At 64.0% G+C, this 25,815-nt stretch carries 21 protein-coding genes and 5 pseudogenes; 22 read left to right on the top strand and 4 right to left on the bottom strand.

Going from position 1 to position 25,815, the window contains the following annotated elements; all coding sequences use genetic code 11:
• On the top strand, nt 1-308 hold a 308-nt coding region (locus tag NKJ72_RS28595), incomplete at its 5' end, for a transposase domain-containing protein (RefSeq protein ID WP_352480425.1).
• Here NKJ72_RS28595 and NKJ72_RS28590 read toward each other — a convergent pair.
• Nucleotides 289-522: a DUF6429 family protein gene (locus NKJ72_RS28590; protein ID WP_352480424.1), complete on the bottom strand. Its 234-nt coding sequence runs from the start codon at nt 520-522 to the stop codon at nt 289-291. The two genes, NKJ72_RS28595 and NKJ72_RS28590, sit on opposite strands and share 20 nt — an antisense overlap.
• Nucleotides 523-685: 163 nt before the next feature.
• Between NKJ72_RS28590 and NKJ72_RS28585 the strand changes: the two are divergent.
• Nucleotides 686-943 (top strand): annotated as a pseudogene (locus tag NKJ72_RS28585) (ABC transporter permease subunit); the annotation flags it as partial.
• Nucleotides 944-1,067: 124 nt separating this feature from the next.
• Here NKJ72_RS28585 and NKJ72_RS28580 read toward each other — a convergent pair.
• The 3 genes from NKJ72_RS28580 to NKJ72_RS28570 all read right to left on the bottom strand — a co-directional run bounded on the left by NKJ72_RS28580 (nt 1,068) and on the right by NKJ72_RS28570 (nt 4,381).
• A complete protein-coding gene (locus tag NKJ72_RS28580) occupies nt 1,068-2,285 on the bottom strand; it encodes an MFS transporter (RefSeq protein WP_352480423.1) in 1,218 nt (405 codons plus the stop codon).
• 56 nt (nt 2,286-2,341) lie between these two features.
• Nucleotides 2,342-3,778, bottom strand: coding sequence for an RNA polymerase factor sigma-54 (gene rpoN / locus NKJ72_RS28575; RefSeq protein WP_352480422.1), 1,437 nt, complete (start codon nt 3,776-3,778; stop codon nt 2,342-2,344).
• Between the two features lie 69 nt (nt 3,779-3,847).
• Nucleotides 3,848-4,381 carry a peroxiredoxin gene (locus NKJ72_RS28570; protein WP_352466644.1) on the bottom strand — a complete coding sequence of 178 codons (534 nt, stop codon included), beginning with the start codon at nt 4,379-4,381 and terminating at the stop codon, nt 3,848-3,850.
• Between the two features lie 733 nt (nt 4,382-5,114).
• Here NKJ72_RS28570 and NKJ72_RS28565 point away from each other — a divergent pair.
• The 20 genes and pseudogenes from NKJ72_RS28565 to nifX all read left to right on the top strand — a co-directional run bounded on the left by NKJ72_RS28565 (nt 5,115) and on the right by nifX (nt 25,806).
• On the top strand, nt 5,115-5,279 hold the full coding sequence (locus NKJ72_RS28565) for a hypothetical protein (RefSeq protein WP_352480421.1): 165 nt from the start codon (nt 5,115-5,117) through the stop codon (nt 5,277-5,279).
• A gap of 431 nt (nt 5,280-5,710) precedes the next feature.
• Nucleotides 5,711-5,898 (top strand): annotated as a pseudogene (gene nifH, locus NKJ72_RS28560) (nitrogenase reductase); the annotation flags it as partial.
• A 156-nt stretch (nt 5,899-6,054) separates the two neighbouring features.
• Nucleotides 6,055-7,257: a cytochrome P450 gene (locus NKJ72_RS28555; protein WP_352480419.1), complete on the top strand. Its 1,203-nt coding sequence runs from the start codon at nt 6,055-6,057 to the stop codon at nt 7,255-7,257.
• A gap of 92 nt (nt 7,258-7,349) precedes the next feature.
• On the top strand, nt 7,350-8,639 hold the full coding sequence (locus tag NKJ72_RS28550) for a cytochrome P450 (protein ID WP_352480418.1): 1,290 nt from the start codon (nt 7,350-7,352) through the stop codon (nt 8,637-8,639).
• Between the two features lies 1 nt (nt 8,640).
• Nucleotides 8,641-8,949, top strand: a pseudogene (locus NKJ72_RS28545) (ferredoxin).
• Nucleotides 8,936-9,781: an SDR family oxidoreductase gene (locus NKJ72_RS28540; RefSeq protein WP_352480416.1), complete on the top strand. Its 846-nt coding sequence runs from the start codon at nt 8,936-8,938 to the stop codon at nt 9,779-9,781. The pseudogene NKJ72_RS28545 and the gene NKJ72_RS28540 overlap by 14 nt, the downstream one beginning before the upstream one ends.
• Nucleotides 9,781-11,124: a cytochrome P450 gene (locus NKJ72_RS28535; protein ID WP_352480415.1), complete on the top strand. Its 1,344-nt coding sequence runs from the start codon at nt 9,781-9,783 to the stop codon at nt 11,122-11,124. Before NKJ72_RS28540 ends, NKJ72_RS28535 begins: the two co-directional genes overlap by 1 nt.
• 154 nt (nt 11,125-11,278) lie before the next feature.
• A complete protein-coding gene (locus NKJ72_RS28530; RefSeq protein ID WP_352480426.1) occupies nt 11,279-12,271 on the top strand; it encodes a polyprenyl synthetase family protein in 993 nt (330 codons plus the stop codon).
• Between the two features lie 147 nt (nt 12,272-12,418).
• Entirely contained in the window at nt 12,419-13,969 is a 1,551-nt protein-coding gene (locus tag NKJ72_RS28525) for a hypothetical protein (RefSeq protein WP_352480414.1), read from the top strand.
• A complete protein-coding gene (locus NKJ72_RS28520; RefSeq protein WP_352480413.1) occupies nt 13,966-14,868 on the top strand; it encodes a terpene synthase family protein in 903 nt (300 codons plus the stop codon). Before NKJ72_RS28525 ends, NKJ72_RS28520 begins: the two co-directional genes overlap by 4 nt.
• Before the next feature lie 85 nt (nt 14,869-14,953).
• Nucleotides 14,954-16,003: a type 2 isopentenyl-diphosphate Delta-isomerase gene (gene fni, locus NKJ72_RS28515; protein ID WP_352480412.1), complete on the top strand. Its 1,050-nt coding sequence runs from the start codon at nt 14,954-14,956 to the stop codon at nt 16,001-16,003.
• Between the two features lie 53 nt (nt 16,004-16,056).
• The gene (locus NKJ72_RS28510; protein WP_352480411.1) at nt 16,057-17,223 is read left to right on the top strand and encodes an NAD(P)/FAD-dependent oxidoreductase; all 1,167 of its coding nucleotides are present in this window, start codon (nt 16,057-16,059) and stop codon (nt 17,221-17,223) included.
• 98 nt (nt 17,224-17,321) lie between these two features.
• Nucleotides 17,322-17,570 (top strand): annotated as a pseudogene (locus NKJ72_RS28505) (transposase); the annotation flags it as partial.
• Nucleotides 17,571-17,572: 2 nt separating this feature from the next.
• A pseudogene (locus NKJ72_RS28500) lies at nt 17,573-17,746 on the top strand (type II toxin-antitoxin system HipA family toxin); the annotation flags it as partial.
• A gap of 487 nt (nt 17,747-18,233) precedes the next feature.
• Nucleotides 18,234-19,127, top strand: coding sequence for a nitrogenase iron protein (nifH, locus tag NKJ72_RS28495; protein ID WP_352480409.1), 894 nt, complete (start codon nt 18,234-18,236; stop codon nt 19,125-19,127).
• A 98-nt stretch (nt 19,128-19,225) separates the two neighbouring features.
• Nucleotides 19,226-20,728, top strand: a complete 1,503-nt coding sequence (nifD, locus tag NKJ72_RS28490) for a nitrogenase molybdenum-iron protein alpha chain (protein ID WP_352480408.1) — start codon at nt 19,226-19,228, stop codon at nt 20,726-20,728.
• A gap of 127 nt (nt 20,729-20,855) precedes the next feature.
• A complete protein-coding gene (gene nifK, locus NKJ72_RS28485) occupies nt 20,856-22,397 on the top strand; it encodes a nitrogenase molybdenum-iron protein subunit beta (RefSeq protein WP_352480407.1) in 1,542 nt (513 codons plus the stop codon).
• A 63-nt stretch (nt 22,398-22,460) separates the two neighbouring features.
• On the top strand, nt 22,461-23,951 hold the full coding sequence (gene nifE / locus NKJ72_RS28480; protein ID WP_352480406.1) for a nitrogenase iron-molybdenum cofactor biosynthesis protein NifE: 1,491 nt from the start codon (nt 22,461-22,463) through the stop codon (nt 23,949-23,951).
• 9 nt (nt 23,952-23,960) lie between these two features.
• On the top strand, nt 23,961-25,343 hold the full coding sequence (nifN, locus tag NKJ72_RS28475) for a nitrogenase iron-molybdenum cofactor biosynthesis protein NifN (RefSeq protein ID WP_352480405.1): 1,383 nt from the start codon (nt 23,961-23,963) through the stop codon (nt 25,341-25,343).
• Complete coding sequence (gene nifX / locus NKJ72_RS28470; RefSeq protein ID WP_352480404.1) at nt 25,309-25,806, top strand: nitrogen fixation protein NifX; 498 nt, start codon at nt 25,309-25,311, stop codon at nt 25,804-25,806. Before nifN ends, nifX begins: the two co-directional genes overlap by 35 nt.
• Nucleotides 25,807-25,815 lie beyond the last annotated feature (9 nt).

Below are 25,815 nucleotides of genomic sequence, written 5' to 3'. Positions count from 1 at the left end.
TACTCCGCGTCGCATCAACGACGACAATCAGGAATCGCTGTTTTCCGCCATTTGAAGAGGGGGTGCATAATGAATCAGTCTTCGCCCTGGGCCGCAAATCCTGGCTGTTTGCCGGCTCCGAACGCGGCGCTGCCCGGGCGGCGGCCATGGCGACGCTGATCATGACGGCGAAGCTCAACGACGTCGATCCGCAGGCCTGGCTGGCCGACGTCCTCACCCGCGTCGCCGATACGCCGCAGAACCGGCTTCATGAACTGCTTCCGTGGAATTGGCAGCCCCGCCAGATCCTTATGGCCTCGGCCGCGTGAACAGCGCGCGGAACAGTTCCTCCGACCGCTGAAGACCTTCGTCCGTCAGGACCAAGCACTTCGCCTTGTTCACAGGGTCTGCAATCAGCCCCTTCCGATGCAGCCGATCCGTCACATCCCAATCAAAGCTCTTCCAGGCGCATCGTTCATTGTGCAGCGTCAGACAAAGCAGCGCCAAGACCGCATCATCGATCTTGTCCGTGTCGATCTCCATCCGCCCAGTCTAGCACAGATCACGCGTCTGCCGCGGCCCAGACCGGATGGTTACCGAAGGGGTGCGCGGCGTGCCGGTGCTCCGGCTGGTCTATCCCGAGCTGATCTACCGGCCATTCACTGCTGGTCTATGTCGCGTCCTGATGATGCCATCTCCCTGATTGGTGCTGTTTAGCACCCGCGTCGGCCTAGGGCTTCGCGCGGTCGACGATAATCCGGCCGCCGTTGACACCACTGGCATTTCGCGACCTGGCTGCGCTATCGTGCGGCATCTTCACCGGCGTTCTGACGGGCAAGGCCGGCGCGTAGCTGTCGCTCGCCCAGAATGCCGGCTTGTCGTCAAGGATATGACCGCCAGCAACGCGCTGGCAGCGCTCATCGTCGCCAAGTGGAAACCGCTGCCAGCGAGGTTCGCGTGTCTGGCGGCGAAGGTCGCCATAGCCCGGAGGTGAAGCCGGCGAGGCGCTTGCGTTGACCATGCGTAATCATGCGGAGGATCGCGCCGCGCCGTGCATGCGATTGCATCTCTCGTCCCGCTGCGCTGCTCTAGGTTTCGCGCTTCGGGCCGAGCAGGAACACTGTCAGGGCAGCGAGGAACGTGGCAACAGCACTGTAGGCAATGGCACTGGTAATCCCGGCATTGTCCACCAATAGTCCGCCGAAAATCGCGCCGCCTGCGATTGCCACTTGGAACGCTACGACCATCAGCACACCGGCGCTTTCGGCCTGCTCGGGAGCGGCGCGCCACACCATCCACGTTTGCAATCCCACCGGCACTGCGCCGAAGGCAAAGCCCCACGCGGCAACCGCAACCGCCGAGGCCGAGGCCGATGCTCCCGCCGTCAGCAGCGAAACAGCGGCTATCGCTATGAGCAGCGGTGCAAGGGCCGCGACTGCCTTGAGACTGTACTCGGCCAGCAGCCCGCCGGCCAAATTGCCCAAAAATCCGCCGATGCCAAAAGCAAGCAACACAAGCGAGATCGTCTCGACATCCAGCGCGGGAACCTTCTCGAGGAAGGGGCGGATATAGGTGAAGCCGGCGAAGTGGCCGGAAGCGACCAGCAGGACGACCAAAAGCGCGACCTTGATCGTCGGAATCTTGGCCACATCCAGCGGGCTGCGGAAGCTAGCCACTCCAACCGGAGGCAGCCTCGGAATGGTTATGAGTTGCACCAGCAGTGTAGCGGCGCCGACGACTGCGGCGACCATGAAGGCGCTTCGCCATCCCCAGATATCGCCGACATAAGCGCCGATTGGAGCTGCGCAAACGGTAGCGACGGAAACGCCGGTGAGGATGATCGACATGGCGCGCGGCAGGAGGTGGCTTGGAACGAGCCGCATCGCCAGTGCTGCCGACATCGACCAGAAGCCTCCGAGCGCTACGCCGAGCACGACGCGTGCCGTCAGGAGTACTGCCAGCGACCACGCGCCGGCCGCCAGAACGTCCGACAGGATCAGCAGCAGCGTCATCGCCCACATGACGATCCTGCGGTCCAGGCGCTTTGTGATGATGGCCAGCGTCGGCGCCGAGATCGCCCCGACGATAGCGGTCGCCGTCATCGCCTGTCCAGCCGCACCCTCGGTGACACCGAGATCATGGGCGAGGGGCGTGAGGAGGCTGACAGGCAGAAACTCTGCCGTCACCAGCCCGAAGGTGCCCAAGGAAAGCGAAATGACCGCACCCCATGCGGGACCAGACGGTTGGTCGGGCTTTTCTGGGTCGTGCAGAACAGCGTCCATGACGCCTGCCGCGGATCGGGTCATGAACGAAGTCTCCACTTTGGATGCACTGCAACATGAGGTTGGCTGCCTTGACCACATTAAAGACACAAGCGCATTTCGCGGCGGCGTTGCACGGAGGAGGGGATGTTCATTGCTTCGCGATATTTTGTGACGGTGCGCCGCGCAACATCGATGCCGGTTTCCTTCAGCCGGACAGCGATGTCATCGTCGGAAAGCACGTCGCCGTGAGATTCTGCGGCAATCATCGCTTTGATCCGATGGCGGACAGCTTCGGCGGAGTGCGCATCGCCGCCTTGGCAGGACGCGATCGCGACGGTGAAAAAATACTTCAGTTCAAAGACTCCGCGCGGGGTAAGCATGTACTTGTTCGATGTCACCCGGCTTACCGTCGACTCGTGCACGCCGATCGCGTCAGCGACGGTTCTGAGATTGAGAGGCCGCAGGTGGGCGACGCCATGTTCCAAAAAGGCATCCTGCTGGCGCACGATTTCAGCCGCAACCTTAACAATCGTCTTGGCGCGCTGATCGAGGCTGCGGATTAGCCAGTTCGCGTTTTGCAAGCATTCGTTGAGAAATGCTTGATCTTTCGAATTTTGGACAGTTTGACGCGAGACTTCGGCATAGTAGGTTTGGTTGATCAGCAGCTTGGGCAGTGTGGCCGGATCAAGTTCGATCTGCCACCCGCCTTCCGGCGAGGGCGTGACCCAGACGTCGGGTATGATTGATTCAGAAGCACCGGATTGGAATCGATTTCCAGGCTTGGGATCGAGCGCCCGAATCTCATGCATCATGTCGAGAAGGTCGTCTTCATCGACGCCGCAATGCTGCTTCAGTGCCTGAAAATCACGTCGCGCAAGCATTTCAAGATTGGCAACCAAAGCTGCCATTGCCGGGTCGAACCGGTCTCGCTGGCGCAACTGGATTTCGAGGCATTCTCCGAGAGTTCGCGCAAAAATTCCCGGTGGATCAAAGTGCTGCAAGGCTCCGAGAACCCGTTCCACATCAGCCTCCCGGACATTCAGGCTCTCGGCCAGCTCCAAAAGGTTTGCCCGAAGATAGCCAGTGTCTTCCAGATCGGCGGCAAGCTGGCCAGCGATCAGCCGCTCCTGTGGTGTGAACGCGGTGAGGGCGATCTGACGAGCGACATGGTCGTGCAATGTTTCGGGGAGGGTGGCAAACTCGTCGAGGGAAGGGCCATTACCCGGCGGGTTGTTGGTCGTGTTGCGAAGTGATTTCCATTGCCCGAGCCGTTCAGGCGACCCGGCCCCGGTCGGTCCGTCAACGGCGTTTGCGCGTGGGCCGACAGGCTGATCCGCTCCCGAAATCGAAACATCGCCAAAAGGCCCGCCATCGTTTGACGCAGATTCCAAGAGCGGATTCTTCTCGATTTCCCGCTCCACGAACTGATGCAGTTCAGTATGCGCCAGTTGCAGCAAGCGAATCGACTCAATGAGTTGAGGCGATGCGACCATGGATTGCTTCTGGCGCTGAAGCAGGCTTGCTGAGGATTGCATGGTGAGCGCGATAATCCTGTCGAGGAGCCTCTTGGGGCGGGCAATGGCACCAGTGAGACGTTTTCTAGGTCATGCGGCGGCTTTCAGCGTTTCGAGAACGTTTTGCGGGGATGAGACGCCATAGGGGTCGGCCTCGCAGTTGTCGGAGAAACCTTCCTCCTCGAACCACTGCTCCACCACGCCATTGTTGATCAGGGCGGCGTAGCGCCAGGAGCGCATCCCGAAGCCGAGATTGTCCTTGGCCACCAGCATGCCCATCTTGCGTGTGAACTCGCCTGAGCCATCGGGAATGAGCTCGACCTTCTGCAGGCCCAAGGACTTCCCCCACGCATTCATGACGAAGGCATCGTTGACGGAGACGCAGTAAATCGCGTCAATTCCCTCCTTCTCAAACTCATCATAGAGCTCTTCGAAATTGGGCAGTTGGTAGGTCGAGCAGGTCGGAGTGAAGGCGCCAGGCAGCGAGAACAGGATGACGCGCTTGCCGGCAAAGTAGTCGTCAGATGTCTTTTCTTCCCAGCGATATGGATTTGGGCCCTGGACTGACTCATCGCGAACACGCGTGAGAAAGGTGACGAAGGGAACCTTCTTTTGAACGGTCATCAACTTGCTCCTCAGGAAAAAACTGGCGCGCCGGATTCTGGCAGAGGCTGGCGCAATACCGAGCAAAGGCTCGTATGCCGGGCATGAAATGAGGCCCTCGCGGCTCGCACCCTCCTTTTTCCATCCCGATGTGGGGGAACGTCTTGGCTGCTGGTCTTGGTCACCCGAACGCCATCGATCTGAGCAAGTGGAGGCTGTCGAGCCGCTGGGGCAATCTTTCCACGGCTATGGCGCCGGAAGCGGGATCCATCACTCGCGCTCGTGCCCGGGAAAAAGTGACAGCGGGCCCGAAGTAGCCAATATCGGAAGCGTGTGGAGGCCTCAAATGTGACTTCACGCAAGAGATCCGCGTCACTGAACTGGTTCAGCTTATTGTCGATGTTTGCCAGTGGCCCGCTGACCTTGGCTTGGGTGACCCTTTGATGGGGCTCTCGGGCACTCACATGCTGATCAGAACCGGTAAACGGCAATTGCGCGAGCGACACGTGTTGGCGTGCGGGCATCGGACCAGCCATGCGCAAAGCGGCTGCCGAGGAGGGACCTCCGGAGGAGATGATGTGCCGATGTTCAGCAGGAGCGGGCACCGTCTCCTCAGGCCACGGTCTAGAGCTTCGCGTGTCGGGCATGGCGCAAGTCGCTTTCATCGTGTTTTGATGGGCTCTGACCAGGAGCAGCAAGCGGCGTGCCATTTCAAATAGAGATGCTTTTGGAGCGATTCTTTCTTGGGAGGACCGTGTCTTCAAGACCGGGCGCGCCCTATAAGCGCCTCGTCAGCACGCTCGACAAGGGTGCTGTATGGTGCGGATATGCGGCGCTTCCGCACCGGCTGGACAAAGACGAACCGAAAGCCGAGCCGATGCCCTACCTCACACCGGCGGGCACTGCAGCGATTTCGTAGCGTCTGCCGCAAACGTGTTCTTGCGTGCGAAGGCTCGGCTTGCGCGAACATGCGCCTGTCGCAGCAACCATGAGCGCGCGCTTCGGCAAGCGCCTGACTCCGTCAGGATCGAATTCCCCAATCGTGTCTATTTGCCACCCTCTTATGTTCGAAACTGGACCAGAATGTCGCAAGCCCGACCGAAAGGTCCCCGAGGCGTACTATCCGACACTGTTCTGTCGCCTTTGTTGGCCCGCGACACCGGCCTATTTCGCCGAGCTCTTGTCCGGCCTCAGGCTAACCCGATGAAAGCACTCACAATTTTTTTCTTCTGCTGGGTCGGCCAAATTGGCACGAGTTTTGAAGCTCCTTCGTTGCGGGCCGGGAGCCGCCGACCGACCTTCCTTTCGTGGATGGCACCGCGATCGATGGAACGAAGAAAGAAAAGCAAAATGTCAAATCCGCATCAGATAGCATTCTATGGGAAGGGGGCCTCGGCGAAACCGCCCCCTACCAAACAGGCTCGCCGCCCTTGTCGACCCTTGCGCAGGAAATCTTGATGGCCGGCTGCGACTCAAAGGCCCGCCACACTCGCCTTATCCTGAACTCGAAGGCGCAGGATAACGTTCTGCGTGCCGCGCGGTATGCCTAGGCAGTTACACGTTGGCCGACCTTGATAATCGAATCGGGCTACGCTGCGGAGGACGTCGTCTACATGCCTTCCTAAGCCATTCGCTGCCCGCAGCGCCTGCCGGTCACCTCCCGCCCTTCCATCGCTTAGAGATCAAGTGCCACCATGTCCGAACAACCCTTGCCGACGCTGCCGATGTGGCGCGTCGATCACATCGAGCCCTCGCCCGAGATGTTGGCGCAACGCGCCAACGGTCCGATCCACCGCGTGCGCTTCCCGTCCGGGCACGAAGGCTGGTGGGTGACAGGCTACGATGAAGCCAAGGCGGTGCTGTCCGACGCGGCGTTCCGGCCCTCGGGAATGCCGCCGGCGACATTCACCCCGGATTCGGTGATTCTCGGATCGCCGGGGTGGTTGGTCTCGCACGAGGGGGGCGAGCATGCCCGGTTACGCACGATCGTGGCGCCGGCCTTCAGCAACCGCAGGGTGAAGCTGCTCGCGCAGCAAGTCGAGGTGATCGCCGCGCAGTTGTTCGAGACACTGGCGGCCCAGCCCCAGCCCGCCGACCTGCGGCGCCACCTCTCCTTTCCACTTCCGGCCATGGTCATCAGCGCGCTGATGGGCGTGCTCTACGAGGATCACGCCTTTTTCGCCGGGCTGTCCGACGAGGTGATGACGCACCAGCATGAAAGCGGCCCGCGCAGCGCGTCGCGCTTGGCCTGGGAAGAACTGCGCGCCTACATTCGCGGCAAGATGCGGGACAAGCGCCAGGATCCTGGCGACAACCTGCTGACGGATCTGCTCGCGGCGGTCGACCAGGGCAAGGCGACCGAGGAAGAGGCGATCGGCCTGGCGACGGGCATGCTGGTGGCGGGGCACGAGAGCACCGTCGCGCAGATCGAATTCGGCCTGCTGGCCATGTTCCGCCATCCGCAACAGCGCGAACGCCTGGTCGGCGATCCATCCCTGGTGGACAAGGCGGTGGAGGAAATCCTGCGCATGTACCCGCCGGGCGCGGGCTGGGACGGCATCATGCGCTATCCGAGGACCGACGTGACCATCGCGGGCGTGGATATTCCTGCGGAGAGCAAGGTGCTTGTCGGCCTGCCGGCGACGTCGTTCGATGTGCGCCATTTCGACGACCCGGAAATCTTCGACATCGGACGCGACGAAAACCCGCACCTGGCGTTCTCCTACGGGCCGCACAACTGCATCGGCTTGGCGCTGGCCAGGCTGGAACTCAAGGCGGTGTTCGGTTCGATCTTCCAGCGCTTTCCCGCGCTGCGCCTGGCCGTGGCGCCCGAAGAACTGAAGTTGCGCAAGGAGATCATCACTGGCGGGTTCGAGGAGTTCCCGGTGCTCTGGTGATGCGCGCACGCCACCAGGAATCGCGATGTTCTCCAAATTGCCGGCGCGCCTGCCGCGCGCCGATCAGATCAGCCAGCCAACAGGTGACCAAGATGGACGTGCAAGAAACCACGGCAGCATGCCGGGATGCCTTCGCCGAACTGGCGTCGCCAGCGTGCATTCAGGACCCGTACCCATTCATGCGGTGGTTGCGCGAGCACGATCCGGTACATCGCGCGGCGTCGGGCCTCTTTCTGTTGAGCCGCCACGCCGACATCTACTGGGCGCTCAAGGCCACGGGCGATGCTTTTCGGGGGCCGACGCCAGGCGAACTGGCGCGCTATTTCCCGCGTGCGGCGACCAGCCTGTCTCTCAATCTGCTGGCGTCCACGCTAGCGATGAAGGAACCACCGACGCATACACGTCTGCGCCGGCTGATCTCGCGCGATTTCACCATGGGCCAGATCGACAACCTGAGGCCGACCATCGCTCGCATCGTCGCAGCGCGCCTGGACGGCATGGCGCCCGCGCTGGAGCGCGGGGAGGCGGTGGACCTGCATCGGGAATTCGCGCTGGCCTTGCCCATGCTGGTTTTCGGCGAACTGTTCGGCATGCCCCAGGACGACATGTTCGGGCTCGTCGCCGGCATCAGCGCCATTCTGGAAGGCCTGAGCCCGCACGCCAGCGATCCCCAGCTCGCAGCGGCGGACGCGGCCAGCGCCAGGGTGCAGGCCTACTTCGGCGATCTCATACAGCGCAAGCGCACCGATTCCCGCCACGACATCGTGTCAATGCTGGTCGGCGCACACGACGACGATGCCGACATGCTGTCGGATGCGGAGTTGATCAGCATGCTGTGGGGCATGCTGCTGGGCGGCTTCGCCACCACTGCTGCGGCCATTGACCATGCGGTCCTGGCGATGCTGGCGTATCCCGAACAGCGGCACTGGCTGCAGGGAGATGCCGTGGGGGTGAAGGCATTCGTCGAAGAAGTCCTGCGCTGCGACGCGCCCGCCATGTTCAGCTCCATTCCGCGTATCGCCCAGCGCGACATCGAACTGGGCGGCGTGGTGATCCCGAAGAACGCGGACGTGCGCGTGCTGATCGCGGCCGGCAATCGCGACCCGGACGCCTTCGCCGATCCCGACCGCTTCGATCCCGCGCGGTTCTACGGCACCAGTCCTGGCATGTCGACCGACGGGAAGATCATGCTGAGCTTCGGCCACGGCATCCACTTCTGCCTCGGTGCGCAACTGGCCCGGGTGCAGTTGGCCGAGAGCCTGCCGCGAATCCAGGCGCGCTTCCCCACGCTGGCATTGGCCGAGCAGCCGACCCCGGAGCCCTCCGCGTTCCTTAGGACGTTCCGCGCGCTGCCGGTGCGGCTGCATGCGCAGGGGGGCTGAGATGCGCGTCGTGGTCGACCAGGATCTGTGCGGAACCACCGGGCAGTGCGTGCTGACGCTGCCGGGCACCTTTCGCCAGCGCGAACCGGACGGCGTGGCCGAAGTGTGCGTGGCGACGGTCCCGCAGGCGCTGCACGCCGCCGTGCGGCTCGCGGCCAGCCAGTGCCCGGTCGCCGCCATTCGGGTCATCGAAAGCGACGCTGGCGATGGCGAGCGCGCCAGGCGCCGATCCTGCGCCCTCTCCGGCGAGGTCGGGCGGCATGCCGCGAAAGACCAACATAATCAGGGAGGACACGATGGGACGGTTTGAGGGCAAGGTTGCCGTGGTGACCGGCGCTGGCGCGGGCATCGGCAAGGCATGCGCCCTCGCCATCGCGCGCGGGGGCGGCAGAGTGGCGGTGGCCGACATTGATGGCTCGGCGGCCATCGCCTGCACCGCGCAGATCGCGGCCGAAGCAGGCCACGCGCTGCCCCTGGCCATGGATATCGCCGATCCGCAGGCGGTGGCAGCGCTGTTCGAGACGGCGGAGCGGCACTTCGGTGGGGTCGACCTGCTAGTGAACAATGCGAGCGCCATGCATCTGACCTCACGCGACCGCGCGATCCTCGACCTGGACCTGGCGGTCTGGGATCAGACGATGGCGACCAATCTGCGCGGCACGCTGCTCTGCTGCCGGCAGGCCATCCCACGGATGATCGCCCGCGGCGGTGGCGCGATCGTCAACATGTCGTCGTGCCAGGGACTCAGCGGTGACACGGCGCAGACGTCCTACGCCGCGTCGAAGGCGGCGATGAACATGCTCTCGGCCTCGCTCGCCACCCAGTACGGTCATGCGCAGATCCGCTGCAACGCTGTTGCGCCGGGTCTCGTCATGACCGAGCGTCTCCTCGCCAAGCTGGACGAGTGCATGCAACGGCATCTGCGCCGGCACCAGCTTCTGCAGCGCGTCGGCCGTCCCGAGGACGTGGCCGCGCTCGTGGCGTTCCTGCTCTCCGACGATGCTGCGTTCATCACTGGCCAGGTCGTGTGCATCGACGGCGGCATGCTGGCGCATGTGCCGACGTACGCCGACGGTGGCAACAGCTGCGCCGCGCGGCCTGCCGGCGACACCGCCGAAGCGGCCGCGGCGGCGCGCTGCTGATGGACATGCTGCTCAACCCGCTCAACCGTCGGCACCGGCTGCGATACGACATCCCGGTCATGCCCGGCGCTTTCCCCCTGGTCGGGCATCTTCCCGCCATCGTCTGCGACCTGCCGCGCCTGCTGCGGCGCGCGGAACGGACGCTGGGCAGCCACTTCTGGCTGGATTTCGGCCCTGCCGGACATCTGATGACCTGCGTGCATCCGGATGCGTTCGCACTGCTCCGGCACAAGGACGTGTCCTCGGCGCTGATCGAAGAGATCGCGCCCGAATTGCTTGGCGGAACGTTGGTTGCCCAGGACGGCGGCGCGCACCGGCAGGCGCGGGATGCGATCAAGGCGGCGTTCCTGCCCAAGGGGCTGACCCAGGCCGGCATCGGCGACCTGTTCGCGCCCGTCATCTGGGCGCGGGTGCAGGCGTGGCGCGACCGCGGCGACGTAACCATCCTGCGCGAAACCGGCGACCTGATGCTCAAGCTCATCTTCAGCCTCATGGGAATCCCCGCGCAGGACCTGCCGGGATGGCATCGCAAGTACCGGCAACTGCTGCAGTTGATCGTCGCACCCCCGGTCGACCTGCCCGGACTGCCCTTGCGGCGCGGCCGCGCCGCCCGCGACTGGATCGACGCGCAGTTGCGCCAGTTCGTCCGCGACGCGCGCGCGCATGCCGCGCGCACCGGGTTGATCAACGACATGGTGAGCGCCTTCGACCGCAGCGACGATGCGCTCTCCGATGACGTCCTGGTGGCCAATATCCGCTTGCTGCTGCTTGCCGGTCACGACACCACTGCCTCGACGATGGCCTGGATGGTGATCGAGCTGGCGCGGCAGCCTGTGCTGTGGGACGCCATCGTCGAGGAGGCGCAACGCGTGGGCGCGGTGCCGACCCGGCACGCGGACCTGGCGGAGTGTCCGGTCGCCGAGGCGCTGTTCCGCGAGACGCTGCGCCTGCATCCGGCGACCACGCTCCTGCCGCGTCGCGCCCTGCAGGAATTGCAACTCGGCCGACGGCGCATTCCCGCGGGCACCCATCTGTGCATCCCGCTGCTGCATTTCTCGACCTCGGCGCTGCTGCACGAGGCGCCTGATCAGTTCCGCCTGGCGCGGTGGCTGCAACGCACGGAGCCGATCCGGCCGGTGGACATGCTGCAGTTCGGTACCGGCCCACACGTCTGCATCGGCTACCACCTGGTATGGCTGGAAATGGTGCAGTTCTGCATCGCCTTGGCGCTGACCATGCACAAGGCCGGGGTGCGGCCGCGGTTGCTGAGCGGCGTCGAAAAAGGCCGGCGCTATTACCCGACTGCACATCCGTCCATGGCAATCCGCATAGGCTTCTCATGAGCTGGCATCGCATGCCCCGTGTGGCGAGGCAGCGGCGCCGGCGAGGCGCGGCATTGCTGGACTCAGCGCACGCGCTCGGTGCGACGCCGGCAACACCGCGGCGGCTTGGCGCTCGCCGTGGCCGTCTCCTGTCAGGTACAAGGACATGAACAACATGCAGACCGGTTCCACGCTACACGACCACGGAACTGGCGTTTCCGCGCTCGGCGGATTGGGCGCGCAGGCGCGCGGCGCTTCCGGCAGGCTGCTGCCGGAGATCTGGATGCAGGACAGCGCAAAGCGGGTCGAACAGGCGCTGGCGCGTCTTCTCTGCGCCGAAGACGACGGTGAGACCGAGCTGATGGCGGCGATGCGGTACGCCACCTTGCATGGCGGGAAGCGCACCCGCGCCTTGCTGTGTCTGGCGGCCGGCGCACTGGCCGACACGCCGGCGCACATGCTCGACGACGTCGGCGCCGCCATCGAGATGATGCACGCCTGTACCCTGGTTCACGACGACCTGCCCGCGATGGACGACGACGTGCTTCGCCGCGGCCTTCCGACCGTGCACGTAAAGTTCGGCGAAGCCACTGCGATCCTGGTCGGTGATGCGCTGCAGGCGCACGCCTTCCTGACCCTGGCGAGCCTGGATGCGCCGGGCGACAACCGTATCGCGCTCGTGCGCGAACTGGCGCAGGCGGTGTCCGCCGAGGGTGCCGCAGGCGGGCAGGCCATGGATCTGTCGCTGGTTGGAAAGCACGTCGAGCTGGACAGGATCGTGGCGATGCACCGGATGAAGAGCGGAGCGCTAGTGCGCGCGTCCGTTCGCATGGGCGCGCTATGCGCCATCGCGGAGGATGCCGCGCACGCTGCGCTGTACTGTGCGCTCGATCGCTACACCGCCTGTTTCGGCCTGGCGTTGCAGGTGGTCGACGACATTCTCGACGCGACAGCGGATACCGCGACGCTGGGCAAGACCCCCGGCAAGGACGCGGCGGCGCAGAAGCCGACCTGCGCGTCGATGATGGGCCTGCAGGCAGCGCGCCAGTTCGCGCTGGATTTGTTGCGCGACGCCGGGGAGGCCATCGCCCCGCTGGGGCCGCGTGCGGAACGGTTGGCGCAGATGCTGCAGCGGGCCAACGTGTATCTGTCCGCGCCATACGCATGAGCGCGTCCGTCCAGATGCACTCGCCCCTGTGCTGCTGCGATCGGCCGGCGGGCGGTGCATGCTGCTCTTTGTCCGAGTCCGCGGCGCCGATCGCAGCGGTTGCCCGATCCTGGTCCTCGTCAACCGTCTGCAGAAGGAACATCCCGCGTGAACGCGCTGTCCGAACAAATCCTTTCCGAATTGCGCCACCTGCTGAGCGAGATGAGCGACGGCGGCAGCGTCGGTCCGTCCGTCTACGACACGGCGCGAGCTCTGCAGTTCCACGGCAACGTCACCGGTCGGCAGGACGCATACGCGTGGCTCATCGCGCAGCAACAGGCCGATGGCGGATGGGGAAGCGCGGACTTCCCGCTGTTCCGCCATGCGCCCACGTGGGCGGCGTTGCTGGCATTGCAGCGTGTCGATCCTCTTCCCGGCGCTGCCGACGCAGTCCAGGCTGCAACCCGGTTCCTCGAGCGCCAGCCCGATCCCTACGCGCATGCGGTGCCGGAAGACGCGCCGATCGGCGCGGAGCTGATCCTGCCGCAGTTGTGCGGCGAGGCCGCATCCTTGCTGGGCGGCGTGGCGTTTCCGCGCCACCCGGCGCTGTTGCCGTTGCGGCAAGCGCGCCTGGTCAAGCTGGGGGCGGTGGCGACGTTGCCGAGCGGACATCCGTTGCTGCACTCATGGGAAGCCTGGGGGACGTCGCCGACCACCGCATGCCCGGATGACGACGGCAGCATCGGCATCAGTCCGGCGGCCACCGCCGCGTGGCGTGCGCACGCCGTGACACAGGGGAGCACGCCGCAGGTCGGGCGCGCCGACGCGTATCTGCAGGCGGCATCGCGGGCGACGCGCAGCGGCATCGAAGGTGTCGTTCCCAACGTCTGGCCGATCAATGTGTTCGAGCCATGCTGGTCGCTGTACACTCTGCATCTGGCCGGGCTGTTCGCGCATCCCGCGCTCGCCGAGGCGGTGCGCGTGATCGTCGCGCAGCTCGACGCCCGCCTGGGCGTGCGCGGTCTGGGCCCGGCCTTGCACTTCGCGGCCGATGCGGACGACACCGCCGTTGCGTTGTGCGTCCTGCGCCTTGCAGGCCGCGACCCGGCAGTCGATGCGTTGCGCCATTTCGAAATCGGCGAGCTGTTCGTCACCTTCCCCGGCGAGCGCAATGCCTCGGTGTCGACCAACATCCATGCCCTGCATGCGTTGCGAATGTTGGGAAAGCCCGCCGACGGCACCAGCGCCTACGTCGAGGCCAATCGCAACCCGCACGGTCTATGGGACAACGAAAAATGGCACGTTTCGTGGCTGTATCCCACCGCGCATGCGGTCGCTGCGCTGGCGCAGGGCAAGCCCCAGTGGCGCGACGAGCGCGCGCTCGCGGCGCTGCTGCGGGCGCAGCGCGACGATGGCGGCTGGGGCGCCGGTCGCGCGTCCACATTCGAGGAAACCGCCTATGCGCTGTTCGCATTGCACGTGATGGACGGGAGCGAAGAGCCGACAGGGCGCCGGCGCATCGCGCAGGCGGTGGCGCGTGCGCTGAAGTGGATGCTCGCCCGCCACGCGGCGCATGCACTGCCGCAGACGCCGCTGTGGATCGGCAAGGAACTGTATTGCCCCACCCGGGTGGTGCGCGTGGCCGAACTCGCCGGGTTGTGGCTGGCGCTTCGTTGGGGGCGGCGCGTCCTGGCCGAGGGAGCAGGAGCGGCGCCATGATCCCGACCGAACGCGCGCTGCAGCAGGTGCTGGAGTGGGGTCGTTCCCTGACCGGGTTCGCCGACGAGCATGCCGTGGAAGCGGTCAGGGGCGGCCAGTATATCCTGCAGCGCATCCACCCGAGCCTGCGCGACACCAGCGCCCGCACCGCCCGCGATCCGCAGGACGAAACGCTGATCGTGGCGTTCTATCGCGAACTGGCGCTGCTGTTCTGGCTCGACGATTGCAACGACCTTGGCCTGATCGCGCCGGAGCAGCTCGCCGCGGTGGAGCAGGCGCTGGGGCAGGGCGTGCCGTGCGCGCTCCCCGGATTCGAGGGCTGCGCTGTGCTGCGCGCTTCGCTGGCCGCGCTCGCCTACGATCGTCGCGACTATGCTCAGCTTCTCGACGATACCCGGTGCTACTGCGCGGCGCTGCGCGCCGGACACGCGCAGGCGGCAGGGGCGGAACGCTGGTCCTACGCCGAGTACCTGCACAACGGCATCGATTCGATCGCCTACACGAACGTGTTCTGTTGCCTGTCATTGCTGTGGGGGCTGGACATGGCGACCTTGCGCGCACGTCCGGCGTTTCGCCAGGTCCTGCGGCTCATCTCCGCGATAGGGCGCCTGCAGAACGATCTGCATGGACGCGACAAGGACAGGTCGGCCGGCGAGACCGACAACGCGGCAATCCTGCTGCTGCAGCGCTATCCGGCTATGCCCGTGGAGGAGTTCCTCAACGACGAGCTGGCCGGCCATGTGCGCATGCTGCACCGGATGATGGCGGAAGAACGCTTTCCCGCGCCGTGGGGACCGTTGATCGAGGCCATGGCGGCCATCCGCGCGCAGTACTACCAGACCTCGACCAGCCGCTACCGCAGCGACGCTGCGGGGGGAGGCCAGCGTGCGCCGGCCTGAACGCACGGGAGGCGGCGGCATGCGCGCGCTGCCGTCGGTCCGATCCGACGCAACGCCGCCGCCCGATGCGACGGATGGAGCGAGCATGAGCGACACCGCCCTGAGCCGGCGCAAGGACGACCATCTGGACATCGTGCTGGATCGGCGAACGGCGCCGGCCACGGTCTCCGCCGGCTGGGAGTACATCCGTTTCGAACACTGCGCATTGCCCGAGTTGGACCTGACGCAGATCGACCTGCGCGCCTCGCTGCTGGGCAAGACCATGCGCGCGCCGCTGCTGATCAGCTCAATGACCGGCGGCATGCCACGCGCCGAGCCCATCAACCGGCATCTGAGCGAGGCAGCGCAAGCCTTGGGGATCGCCATGTGTGTCGGTTCGCAGCGCGTGAGCCTGCAATCCCGCAACTCCCAGGGGCTGACGCGCGCGCTGCGCCGCCTGGCCCCAGACATTCCCTTGCTGGCCAATATCGGCGCCGCGCAACTGCGCGAGGCCGACGGCCTGGACTCGGCGCGCCGGGCGGTGGATGCGCTGGAGGCCGATGGACTCATCGTCCATCTCAATCCGCTGCAGGAAGCGGTACAGCCGGAGGGCGACCGCGAATGGCGCGGCGTCCTGGCACAGATCGCTCGCGCCGCGCGCAGCGTGGGCGTGCCGATCGTGGCCAAGGAAGTGGGGTCGGGCCTGTCCGCCTCGGTGGCCTGTGCGCTCGTCGAAGCGGGCGTGACGGTGATCGATGTCGCCGGCGCCGGCGGCACCAGTTGGGCCGCGGTGGAGGGCGAGCGCGCCCGCGATACCGCCGACCGTGCAGTGGCTATGGCGTTCGCCGATTGGGGGATTCCGACCCCGGCCAGCGTGCAGGCGGTACGTCGGGCGCTGCCAACGGTTAAGCTGATCGCGTCGGGCGGGATCCGCGACGGTGTCGACGTGGCCAAGGCCATCCGCCTGGGCGCGGACATCGCCGGGCAGGCGGCCGGCGTGCTGCCCGCGGCGACGGTCTCCACCGAGGCGGTTGTCGCGCATTTCGAGATCGTCATCCGCCAGTTGGCCGTCGCCTGCTTCTGCACCGGCTCGGCTGATCTGGCGGCGTTGCGTCAGGCGCGCTTGTTGCCCTCGGCACATCTGCCCGCCGGTTGATGTCGGCATCGCCCGCACGTGGCGGCGGGCCTTAGAACTGGAGAAGCGAAAAAGTGCATTACGACATCGTCATCATCGGTGGAGCCATCGTCGGCTCGTCGGTTGCCTATTACCTGCGCGAGGAAGGGTTTTCGGGCTCGATCGCGCTTGTCGAGCGCGACCCGCAATTTTCCCGCGCCGCGACCACGCTGTCCTGCGCCTCCATCCGCCAGCAATTCTCGATCCCGGAAAACATCCGGCTGTCGCAGTTCACGCTGAAACTGTTCCGGCGGCTCAAGGAAGAGTTTGGCGCGGACGCCGATATTGGCTTTCGCGAAGGCGGTTATCTCATCCTTGCCGGCGAAAACGGGCTGCCGATCCTGCGGGCCAACCACGAAGCGCAGATGGCCGAGGGCGCCGACATCGTGCTCGAGGATGCCGAGGCGCTCGTCCGCCGCTTTCCGTGGCTGTCGGTCGAGGGCATTTCCGCCGGCGCCTATGGCCGCAGCGGCGAAGGCTGGTTCGACGCGCATGCGATGCTGATGCTGTTCCGCAAGGCACTGCGAAGCAAGAACATCGATTTCATCACAGCGTCGGTGAACGGTATCGAGCGGCAGGGGAAGCGCGTCGCCGATGTGACCCTCGACAATGGCGAGCGGCTCGAGGCCGGCACCGTCGTTAACGCCGCCGGGCCGAATGCCGGCAAGGTGGCAGCAATGGCCGGGCTGGCGCTGCCGGTGGAGCCGCGCAAGCGCAATGTCTTCGTCTTCGAGGCGCGCGAAAAATATGACGACATGCCGCTGCTGGTCGACCCGAGCGGCATCTATGTCCGGCCGGAGGGCTCGGTCTACATCACCGGCGGCGCCGAGCCGGAAGAGGGCGAAGGACCGGCCGACCCCGCCGACTTCGACCCCGACTGGCCGCTGTTCGAAGAGGTGATCTGGCCGGTGCTGGCGACCCGCATTCCGGCCTTCGAGGCGATCAAGCCGACGGGCGCCTGGGTCGGCCATTACGACTACAACACGCTCGACCAGAATGCGGTGATCGGCCCGCACCCGGAGGTCGGCAATTTCCTCTTCGCCAACGGTTTTTCCGGCCACGGCTTGCAGCAGGCTCCGGCGGTCTGCAAGGCGCTGGCCGAACTGATCGTGCATGGCGGCTATCGCACGGTGGATTGCTCGGCGTTCGGGTACAGCCGGATCGCCGACGGGCGGCCGTTTCGGGAATTGAATGTAATTTGAGCAGGAAGGGCGGGTGCGCCGCGACGGTCCTTTTGATGCTGGAGGGACAGAGGGGCGCGAAGGAACGCGACAGGCGGTCGATGGCCCAAAGCTGGCGAAAACAGCCGACCAGGGCCTGCCGCGAACGGAATGATTTTGTGATGATCGTGGCGCTCGATCCGCCGTATTTCCGGACGATCAGGGACTTCCGCAAGCGGCATTTGAAGGCGCTCGAGGCGCTGTTCGTGCAGGTTCTGAAGCTGTGTGAGACGGCAGGATTGGTCAAACTCGGCCATGTCGCGCTGGATGGCAAGAAGATCAAGGCGAACGCGTCGAAACACAAGGCGATGAGTTATAAGCGCATGAAGAAGCAAGGCTTCCGGAGCGGGCAGTCCTGAAGGCAGTGGTCGAGACCGTCGAACTCGTCAACGAGCACTGGTGGCATCTGCCTGAGCGCGACGTTGTCGCGGCGAAAGTGCTTGAGCGGATCGACGAACATGTGAAGGCGATGACGCCGATACTGAACTCCTGCGCGGATAAGTGAGCCGAGTCCCCTTGGGTTGGTGATATGGCGGAATTATCCGCCCGTGGCCCCGGATGGATGGCCGTGGATCGATGGTAGCCAGCGTGGTGCGCAAGATTCCGCGCAGTGTCGATGAGGACACGCGAGACCAAGCACGTCAGCTCGCCGGAACAGAAGAATTCGCAGCATCCCGCAATTAACGCTAGAGGGTCGAGATGCTGTTCGCCCACCTCAACACAACGATGCGGTTCGAACAAATGCGGTGACTGAGGATCGCGATCCGACGCTTTGTGTCGCCATTGTCGGGTCCGCTACACGGTCTGTTCCGACGATCCTTTCTTTGGCCCTCAAGCTAAACCCCTGAAAAGCAACCATGAAATTATTCTTCGGTTCGATCAGCCAAATTGGCACGAGTCTTGAGATCCTTGGGTGCGAGGCGGCGACAGCTGCCCGACCGGCATTCATGTCGCGGCAGCCGCGATGAATGGAACGAAGGAAGGAAAGCTACATGTCAGGTTTGCGTCAGATCGCCTTTTACGGCAAGGGCGGCATCGGCAAGTCCACCACCTCCCAAAATACGCTCGCCGCCCTTGTCGACCTTGGGCAGAGAATCCTCATCGTCGGCTGCGACCCCAAAGCCGACTCCACCCGCCTGATCCTGAACGCGAAGGCGCAGGATACGGTCCTGCACCTCGCCGCAGAGGAAGGTTCGGTGGAAGACCTGGAACTCGCGGACGTGCTCAAGGTCGGCTACAAAGGCATCAAATGCGTGGAGTCGGGCGGCCCTGAACCGGGTGTCGGCTGCGCAGGCCGCGGCGTGATCACCTCGATCAACTTCCTCGAGGAGAACGGTGCCTACGACGATGTCGACTATGTCTCCTACGACGTGCTCGGGGATGTGGTGTGCGGCGGTTTCGCGATGCCGATCCGCGAGAACAAGGCCCAGGAAATCTACATTGTCATGTCCGGCGAGATGATGGCGCTCTATGCCGCCAACAACATCGCCAAGGGCATCCTGAAATACGCCCATTCGGGTGGCGTGCGGCTCGGCGGCCTGATCTGCAACGAGCGCCAAACCGACCGCGAGCTCGACCTCGCCGAAGCGCTGGCTTCCAGGCTCAATTCCAAGCTCATCCACTTCGTGCCGCGCGACAACATCGTCCAGCACGCCGAGCTCAGGAAGATGTCTGTGATCCAGTATGCGCCAGACTCCAAGCAGGCCGGAGAATACAGGGCGCTGGCCGAGAAGATCCATAACAATTCGGGCCAGGGCACCATCCCGACCCCGATCACCATGGAGGAGCTCGAGGACATGCTGCTCGACTTCGGCATCATGAAGACCGACGAGCAGATGCTTGCCGAGCTTCAGGTCAAGGAAGCGACGAAGGCGGCCGCACTGTAACGACCGCTACTGACTGGGGGCGCGGCCTGACCTGGCGCGCCTTTCAAAGAACGGCGCCTCGTTGGTGAGGCGTCACCCTGAACCTTGAAAGGGGTCCCATGAGCCTGGAATACGAGAATGACGGCACCCTCCATGCGAAGCTTATCGAGGAGGTGCTGTCGCAATATCCTGACAAGGCGGCGAAGCGCCGCAAGAAGCACCTCAGCGTCGCAAAGAGCGGCGACGAGGCTGGCGAGGAAAGCGAGGTCCTTTCCGAATGCGAGGTAAAATCGAACATCAAGTCCATCCCCGGCGTGATGACGATTCGCGGCTGCGCCTATGCCGGCTCGAAAGGCGTGGTGTGGGGTCCAGTCAAGGATATGGTCCATATCTCGCACGGCCCGGTCGGCTGCGGGCAATACTCCTGGTCTCAACGTCGCAACTACTACGTCGGCACGACGGGCATCGACACGTTCGTCACGATGCAGTTCACCTCCGATTTCCAGGAGAAGGACATTGTTTTCGGCGGCGACAAGAAGCTGGAACGGATCATCGACGAGATCGAGGAACTGTTTCCGCTGAACAAAGGCATGAGCGTGCAATCCGAATGTCCGATCGGCCTGATTGGGGACGACACCGAAGCGGTGTCCCGCAACAAGGCCAAGGAGCACGAAAAGACGATCGTGCCGGTGCGCTGCGAGGGCTTCCGCGGCGTCTCGCAATCACTCGGCCACCACATCGCCAACGACGCGATCCGCGACTGGGTGTTCGAGAAGAAGGACGTCGAGTTCGAGGCCAGCCCGTACGATGTCAATGTGATCGGCGACTACAATATCGGCGGCGACGCCTGGGCTTCGCGCATCCTGCTCGAGGAGATGGGCCTGCGCGTGGTCGGCAACTGGTCGGGCGACGCTACGCTGGCCGAAATAGAGCGAGCGCCAAAGGCCAAGCTCAATCTCATCCATTGCTACAGGTCGATGAACTACATCTGCCGGCATATGGAGGAAAAGTATGGCATCGACTGGATGGAGTATAATTTCTTCGGCCCCTCCCAGACTGAAGCCTCTCTGCGCAAGATAGCCAAGCATTTCGGACCGGAAATCGAGGCCAAGGCCGAGGCGGTCATCGCCAAATACCGGCCCCTGGTCGATGCGGTCATAGCCAAGTACCGGCCGCGCCTCGAAGGCAGGACGGTGATGCTCTATGTCGGCGGGCTGCGCCCCCGTCACGTTGTCACGGCATATGAGGACCTGGGCATGGTTATTGTCGGCACTGGCTACGAATTTGGCCATAACGACGATTATCAGCGCACCGGCCACTACGTGAAGAAGGGCACGCTGATCTATGACGACGTGACTGGTTACGAGTTGGAGAAGTTCATCGAGGGGATCCGTCCTGATCTCGTGGGCTCCGGCATCAAAGAGAAGTACCCGGTCCAGAAGATGGGCATACCGTTCCGCCAAATGCATTCCTGGGATTATTCCGGCCCGTATCACGGCTACGACGGCTTCGCCATCTTCGCCCGCGACATGGATCTGGCCATCAACAACCCGGTCTGGAACCTCTACGACGCCCCCTGGAAGAAAAAAGCCGAGCCGTCGACGGCGATCGCAGCCGAATGAAAACCTGGCCTCCCGTAAGCCGGGAGGCCGTTAAACGCCTGTGGCCCTTTGTCCGCGGGAGACATGAAACGTTTCGACGTCCCTGTGCCGCCGTATGGCGGGCCAGATGGAGAAGAGGTAACCACCCATGCCGCAGTCGGCTGAAAAAGTTCTCGACCACGCGCCCCTGTTCCGCGAGCCGGAATACAGGCAGATGCTCGCCGAGAAGAGGCTGAATTTCGAATGTCCGCACCCGGACCAGGTCGTTACCGACCAACGCGAATTCACCAAGACGTGGGAATACCGCGAAAAGAACCTCGCTCGCGAAGCGCTTGTCGTGAACCCCGCCAAGGCCTGCCAGCCGCTTGGCGCGGTGTTCGCGGCCGCGGGCTTCGAGCGAACCATGTCCTTCGTCCACGGCAGCCAGGGCTGCGTGGCCTATTACCGATCGCACCTGTCGCGCCATTTCAAGGAGCCTGCTTCGGCAGTTTCCTCCTCGATGACCGAGGACGCGGCAGTGTTCGGTGGCCTGAAGAACATGGTCGACGGGCTCGCCAACACGTACCAACTTTACGACCCGAAGATGATCGCCGTCTCGACCACTTGTATGGCCGAGGTCATTGGCGACGACCTGCACAGCTTCATCGAGAACGCCAAGGACCAAGGCTCGGTTCCGCGCGACTTCGACGTGCCCTTCGCCCACACGCCGGCCTTCGTCGGTAGCCATGTCGACGGCTATGACGTTACGGTCAAGGGCATTTTGGAGCATTTCTGGAAAGGCGAGGAGCGCACGGAAGCCGAGGGAACCATCAACATCATTCCGGGTTTCGACGGCTTCTGTGTTGGCAACAACCGGGAACTCAAGCGCCTGCTCGATCTAATAGGCGTGTCCTATACCTTCATCCAAGACGCCTCTGACCAGTTCGACACGCCGTCGGACGGCGAATACCGCATGTACGACGGCGGCACGAAGATCGAGGACGCGAGAAAGGCACTCAACGCCGAGGCGACACTTTCGCTACAACATTACAACACCCGAAAAACACTGGAGTATTGCGAGGGGGTAGGGCAGGCGACTGCCTCGTTCCATTACCCGATCGGAGTCCAAGCGACCGACGACTTCCTGATGGAGGTCTCCGCGATTTCCGACAAGCAAATCCCCGAGGCAATCCGCCTCGAGCGCGGCCGACTTGTTGACGCCATGGCGGACAGCCAATCCTGGTTGCACGGTAAGAAATACGCCATCTACGGCGATCCGGACTTTGTCTACGCCATGGCCCGCTTCATCATGGAGACGGGCGGCGAGCCGACCCATTGCCTCGCCACCAACGGCACCTCGGCATGGGAAGCGGAGTTGAAGGAACTGCTTGCATCATCGCCCTTCGGCAAGGATGCTCAAGTCTGGGCGGGCAAGGACCTCTGGGCGATGCGCTCCCTGCTCTTCACCGAGCCGGTGGACCTGCTGATCGGCAACTCCTATGGCAAGTATCTGGAGCGCGACACCGGCACGCCGCTGATCCGGCTGACGTTTCCGATCTTCGACCGCCACCATCACCATCGGTTTGCGCTTATGGGCTACCAAGGCGGGTTGCGCGTCCTGACGACGATCCTCGACAAGATCTTCGACAAGCTCGATCGCGAGACAAGCGAGACGGGCGTGACGGACTATTCGTATGACCTCACCCGCTAAGCGTGGCGGCCGCCTCTTCGGTGAGGCCGGTCGTCTTCCCGAGGGACTTTGGAGACCGACGCAATGTCCTCGCTCAGAGCCAAAATCCAGGATGTCTTCAACGAGCCCGCCTGCGAGCAGAACCGCGGCAAGGATGCCAAGGCGCGCAAAAAGGGCTGTTCGAAGCCACTGACCCCCGGGGCGGCGGCCGGCGGCTGTGCCTTCGATGGCGCCAAGATCGTGCTGCAGCCGATCACCGACGTTGCGCATTTGATCCATGCGCCGCTCGCCTGCGAGGGCAATTCCTGGGACAACCGCGGTGCGGCTTCGTCCGGGCCAACGCTGTGGCGCACGAGCTTCACGACCGACCTCACCGAACTCGACGTTGTGATGGGGCAGGGCGAGCGGAAGCTCTTCAAAGCGATCCGCGAGATCAAGGAAGCGTATGGGCCGCCGGCTATCTTCGTGTATCCGACCTGCGTGACGGCGCTGATCGGCGACGACATCGAGGCCGTCTGCAAGCGCGCGGCGGAAAAGTTCGACCTGCCGGTGGTGCCGGTCAATGCGCCGGGCTTCGTCGGCTCCAAGAATCTCGGCAACAAGCTTGCCGGCGAGGCGTTGCTCGATCATGTCATCGGCACGGCGGAGCCCGACGATGCCGGCCCTTACGACATCAATATCCTTGGCGAATTCAACCTCTCGGGCGAATTCTGGCTGGTGAAGCCGCTGCTGGATCGGCTGGGCATCCGGGTGCGCGCCTGCATTCCGGGCGACGCGCGCTACCTCGACATTGCCTCCGCGCACCGCGCCCGGGCGGCTATGATGGTGTGCTCGACCGCGCTCATCAATCTCGCCCGCAAGATGGAGCAGCGCTGGGATATTCCGTTCTTCGAGGGCTCCTTCTACGGCATCACCGACACCTCGGAAGCGCTCCGACAGATCTCTCAGCTGCTCGTGAAGAAGGGTGCTGATCCGGAGATCCTCGGCCGCACCGAGGCATTGATTGCAGATGAGGAGGCGATCGCATGGAAGAAGCTCGCGGCCTACCGGCCGAGGCTCCAAGGCAAGCGCGTGCTGCTCAACACCGGCGGTGTGAAGTCCTGGTCGGTCGTCCATGCGCTGATGGAGATCGGCATCGAGATCGTCGGCACCTCTGTCAAGAAGTCGACCGTCGGAGACAAGGAGCGCATCAAGCAGATCCTCAAGGACGACAACCACATGTTCGAGCAGATGACGCCGCGCGAGCTTTACGCCATGCTCTCAGAACACAAGGCCGATATCATGCTATCGGGCGGGCGCACGCAGTTCATAGCGCTGAAGGCCAAGACACCCTGGCTCGATATCAACCAGGAGCGCCAACATCCTTACGCCGGCTATGACGGCATGGTGGAACTCGTACGCCAGATCGACCTCGCCATTCGTAACCCGATCTGGCGCCAGGTGCGGGAACCGGCACCATGGGATTGCCAGCCTGCGGTGAGGGAGGAACTGCCGAGCACGAAAAGCGAGGCCGTGACCTTGCATGCTGTCCAGGAACTCGCCGGCACGACGGCCGACGATTTCGGCGAGTGTTGAGGAAAGCCGATGGTCCGCATCCTTCCCCAGACCAAAGCGGCGGCGGTCAATCCGCTGAAGTCATCGCAGCCGCTGGGTGCCGCCTTGGCCTTTCTTGGCGTCGACGGCGCGATGCCGTTGTTCCACGGCAGCCAGGGGTGCACCAGCTTTGCGCTCGTGCTGTTCGTGCGGCATTTCAAGGAAGCCATCCCCCTGCAGACAACGGCGATGGACGAGGTGGCGACGATCCTCGGCGGGGCAGACCATCTGGAAGAGGCGATCCTCAACCTCAAGGCCCGCACAAAGCCAACGCTGATCGGGGTCTGCACGACGGCGCTGGTGGAAACCCGGGGCGAAGACTGCGCAGGAGATATCGCCAATATCAGGCTGAAGCGCACGGAAGAACTCGCAGGTACGGAGGTCGTGCTGGCCAACACACCGGATTTCGATGGCGCGATCGAAGAGGGCTGGGCCAAGGCTGTCACAGCGATGATCGAAAGGATTACGCGGCCCGGCGAGCAGGCGCGGCAGTCGAAGAAGATCGTGATCCTGCCTGGCTGGAACCTCACTGTGGCTGATATCGAGCATTTGCGTGAGATGGTTGAAAGCTTTGGACTCAAGCCGGTGATTCTGCCGGACGTCTCCGGCTCGCTCGACGGTACGGTGCCCAACCGCTGGGTCACCACCACCTATGGCGGCACCAGTGTCGAGGATATCCGCGAGCTTGGCACGGCCGAGCAATGCATCGTCATCGGTGAGCATATGCGCCGCCCGGCCGAGCTGCTGCAGAGGTTGACCGGCGTGCCATACGTGCTGTTCCGGTCGCTGACTGGATTGAAGGATGCCGACCGGTTCGTCTCGCTGCTGTCCGCGGTTTCGGGCGCGCGCGCGCCGGCTGGGGTACGCCGTCGCCGGGCGCAGTTGCAGGACGCGTTGCTCGACGGACATTTCCACTTTGGAGGCAAGAAAATTGCGATCGCTGCTGAACCCGACCAACTCTACCAACTCGCGAGCTTCTTCATCGGCATGGGCTCCGAAATCGCGGCGGCGGTCACCACGACCGATATGTCGAAAATTTTGGAGGAAGTACCGGCGCAGTCGGTTCAAATCGGCGATCTCGGCGATTTGGAAGCTCTTGGCGCCGGCGCTGATCTTCTCGTCGCCCATTCCCACGGCCGCCAGGCGGCGCAGCGCCTCGGCATTCCGCTCATGCGGGTCGGCTTCCCGATCTTCGACCGGCTCGGCAGCCAGCACAAGCTCACAATCCTCTATCAGGGGACCCGCGACCTGATCTTCGAGGTCGCCAACATTTTTGAAGCCAACCGGCATGCGCCGACGCCCGAGGCGCTTGATTCACTCCGTAAGCGAGAAATGCCAGATGAGCTCCGTTCGTCGCCTCTCGCTCGTCACTGACGAGGTTCACACACAGACGCCGGAACGCCAAGACGGCGCATTGCGCGTGGCGATCGCCACGCAGGACATGAAGAACCTCAACGCCCATTTCGGGTCGGCCAGGCGCTTTGCTGTCTACGACGTGATGCGCGAGGAGTGGAATCTCGTGGAAGCCGTGGCCTTCGATGACGTTTCCGACGAGAGCGGGAAGCATCGGACTGAGGGCGACGACCGCATCACCCCGAAGGTGGAGGCGCTGAAGGGCTGTCATCTCCTGTTTTGTCTGGCTATCGGGGGGCCTTCGGCAGCCAAAGTTGTTTCGGCAAAAATTCATCCGATCAAAGTGCCGCACCCCCAAAGCATCCAAGAGGTGCTGTTGCGCACGCAGATGATGCTCAGGACGTGTCCTCCCCCTTGGTTGCGCAAGGTGCTGGCGCAGGCAGGTGTCGCCGAACAGAAACCGTCCTTCGAGGACGAGGACTGAAATGAGGAG

This window comes from Mesorhizobium sp. M0045 (assembly GCF_040323385.1).
Taxonomy (GTDB): Bacteria; Pseudomonadota; Alphaproteobacteria; order Rhizobiales; family Rhizobiaceae; genus Mesorhizobium.
Note: the sequence above shows the minus strand (reverse complement) of the source record. Positions and strands in the feature narration are given on the sequence as shown.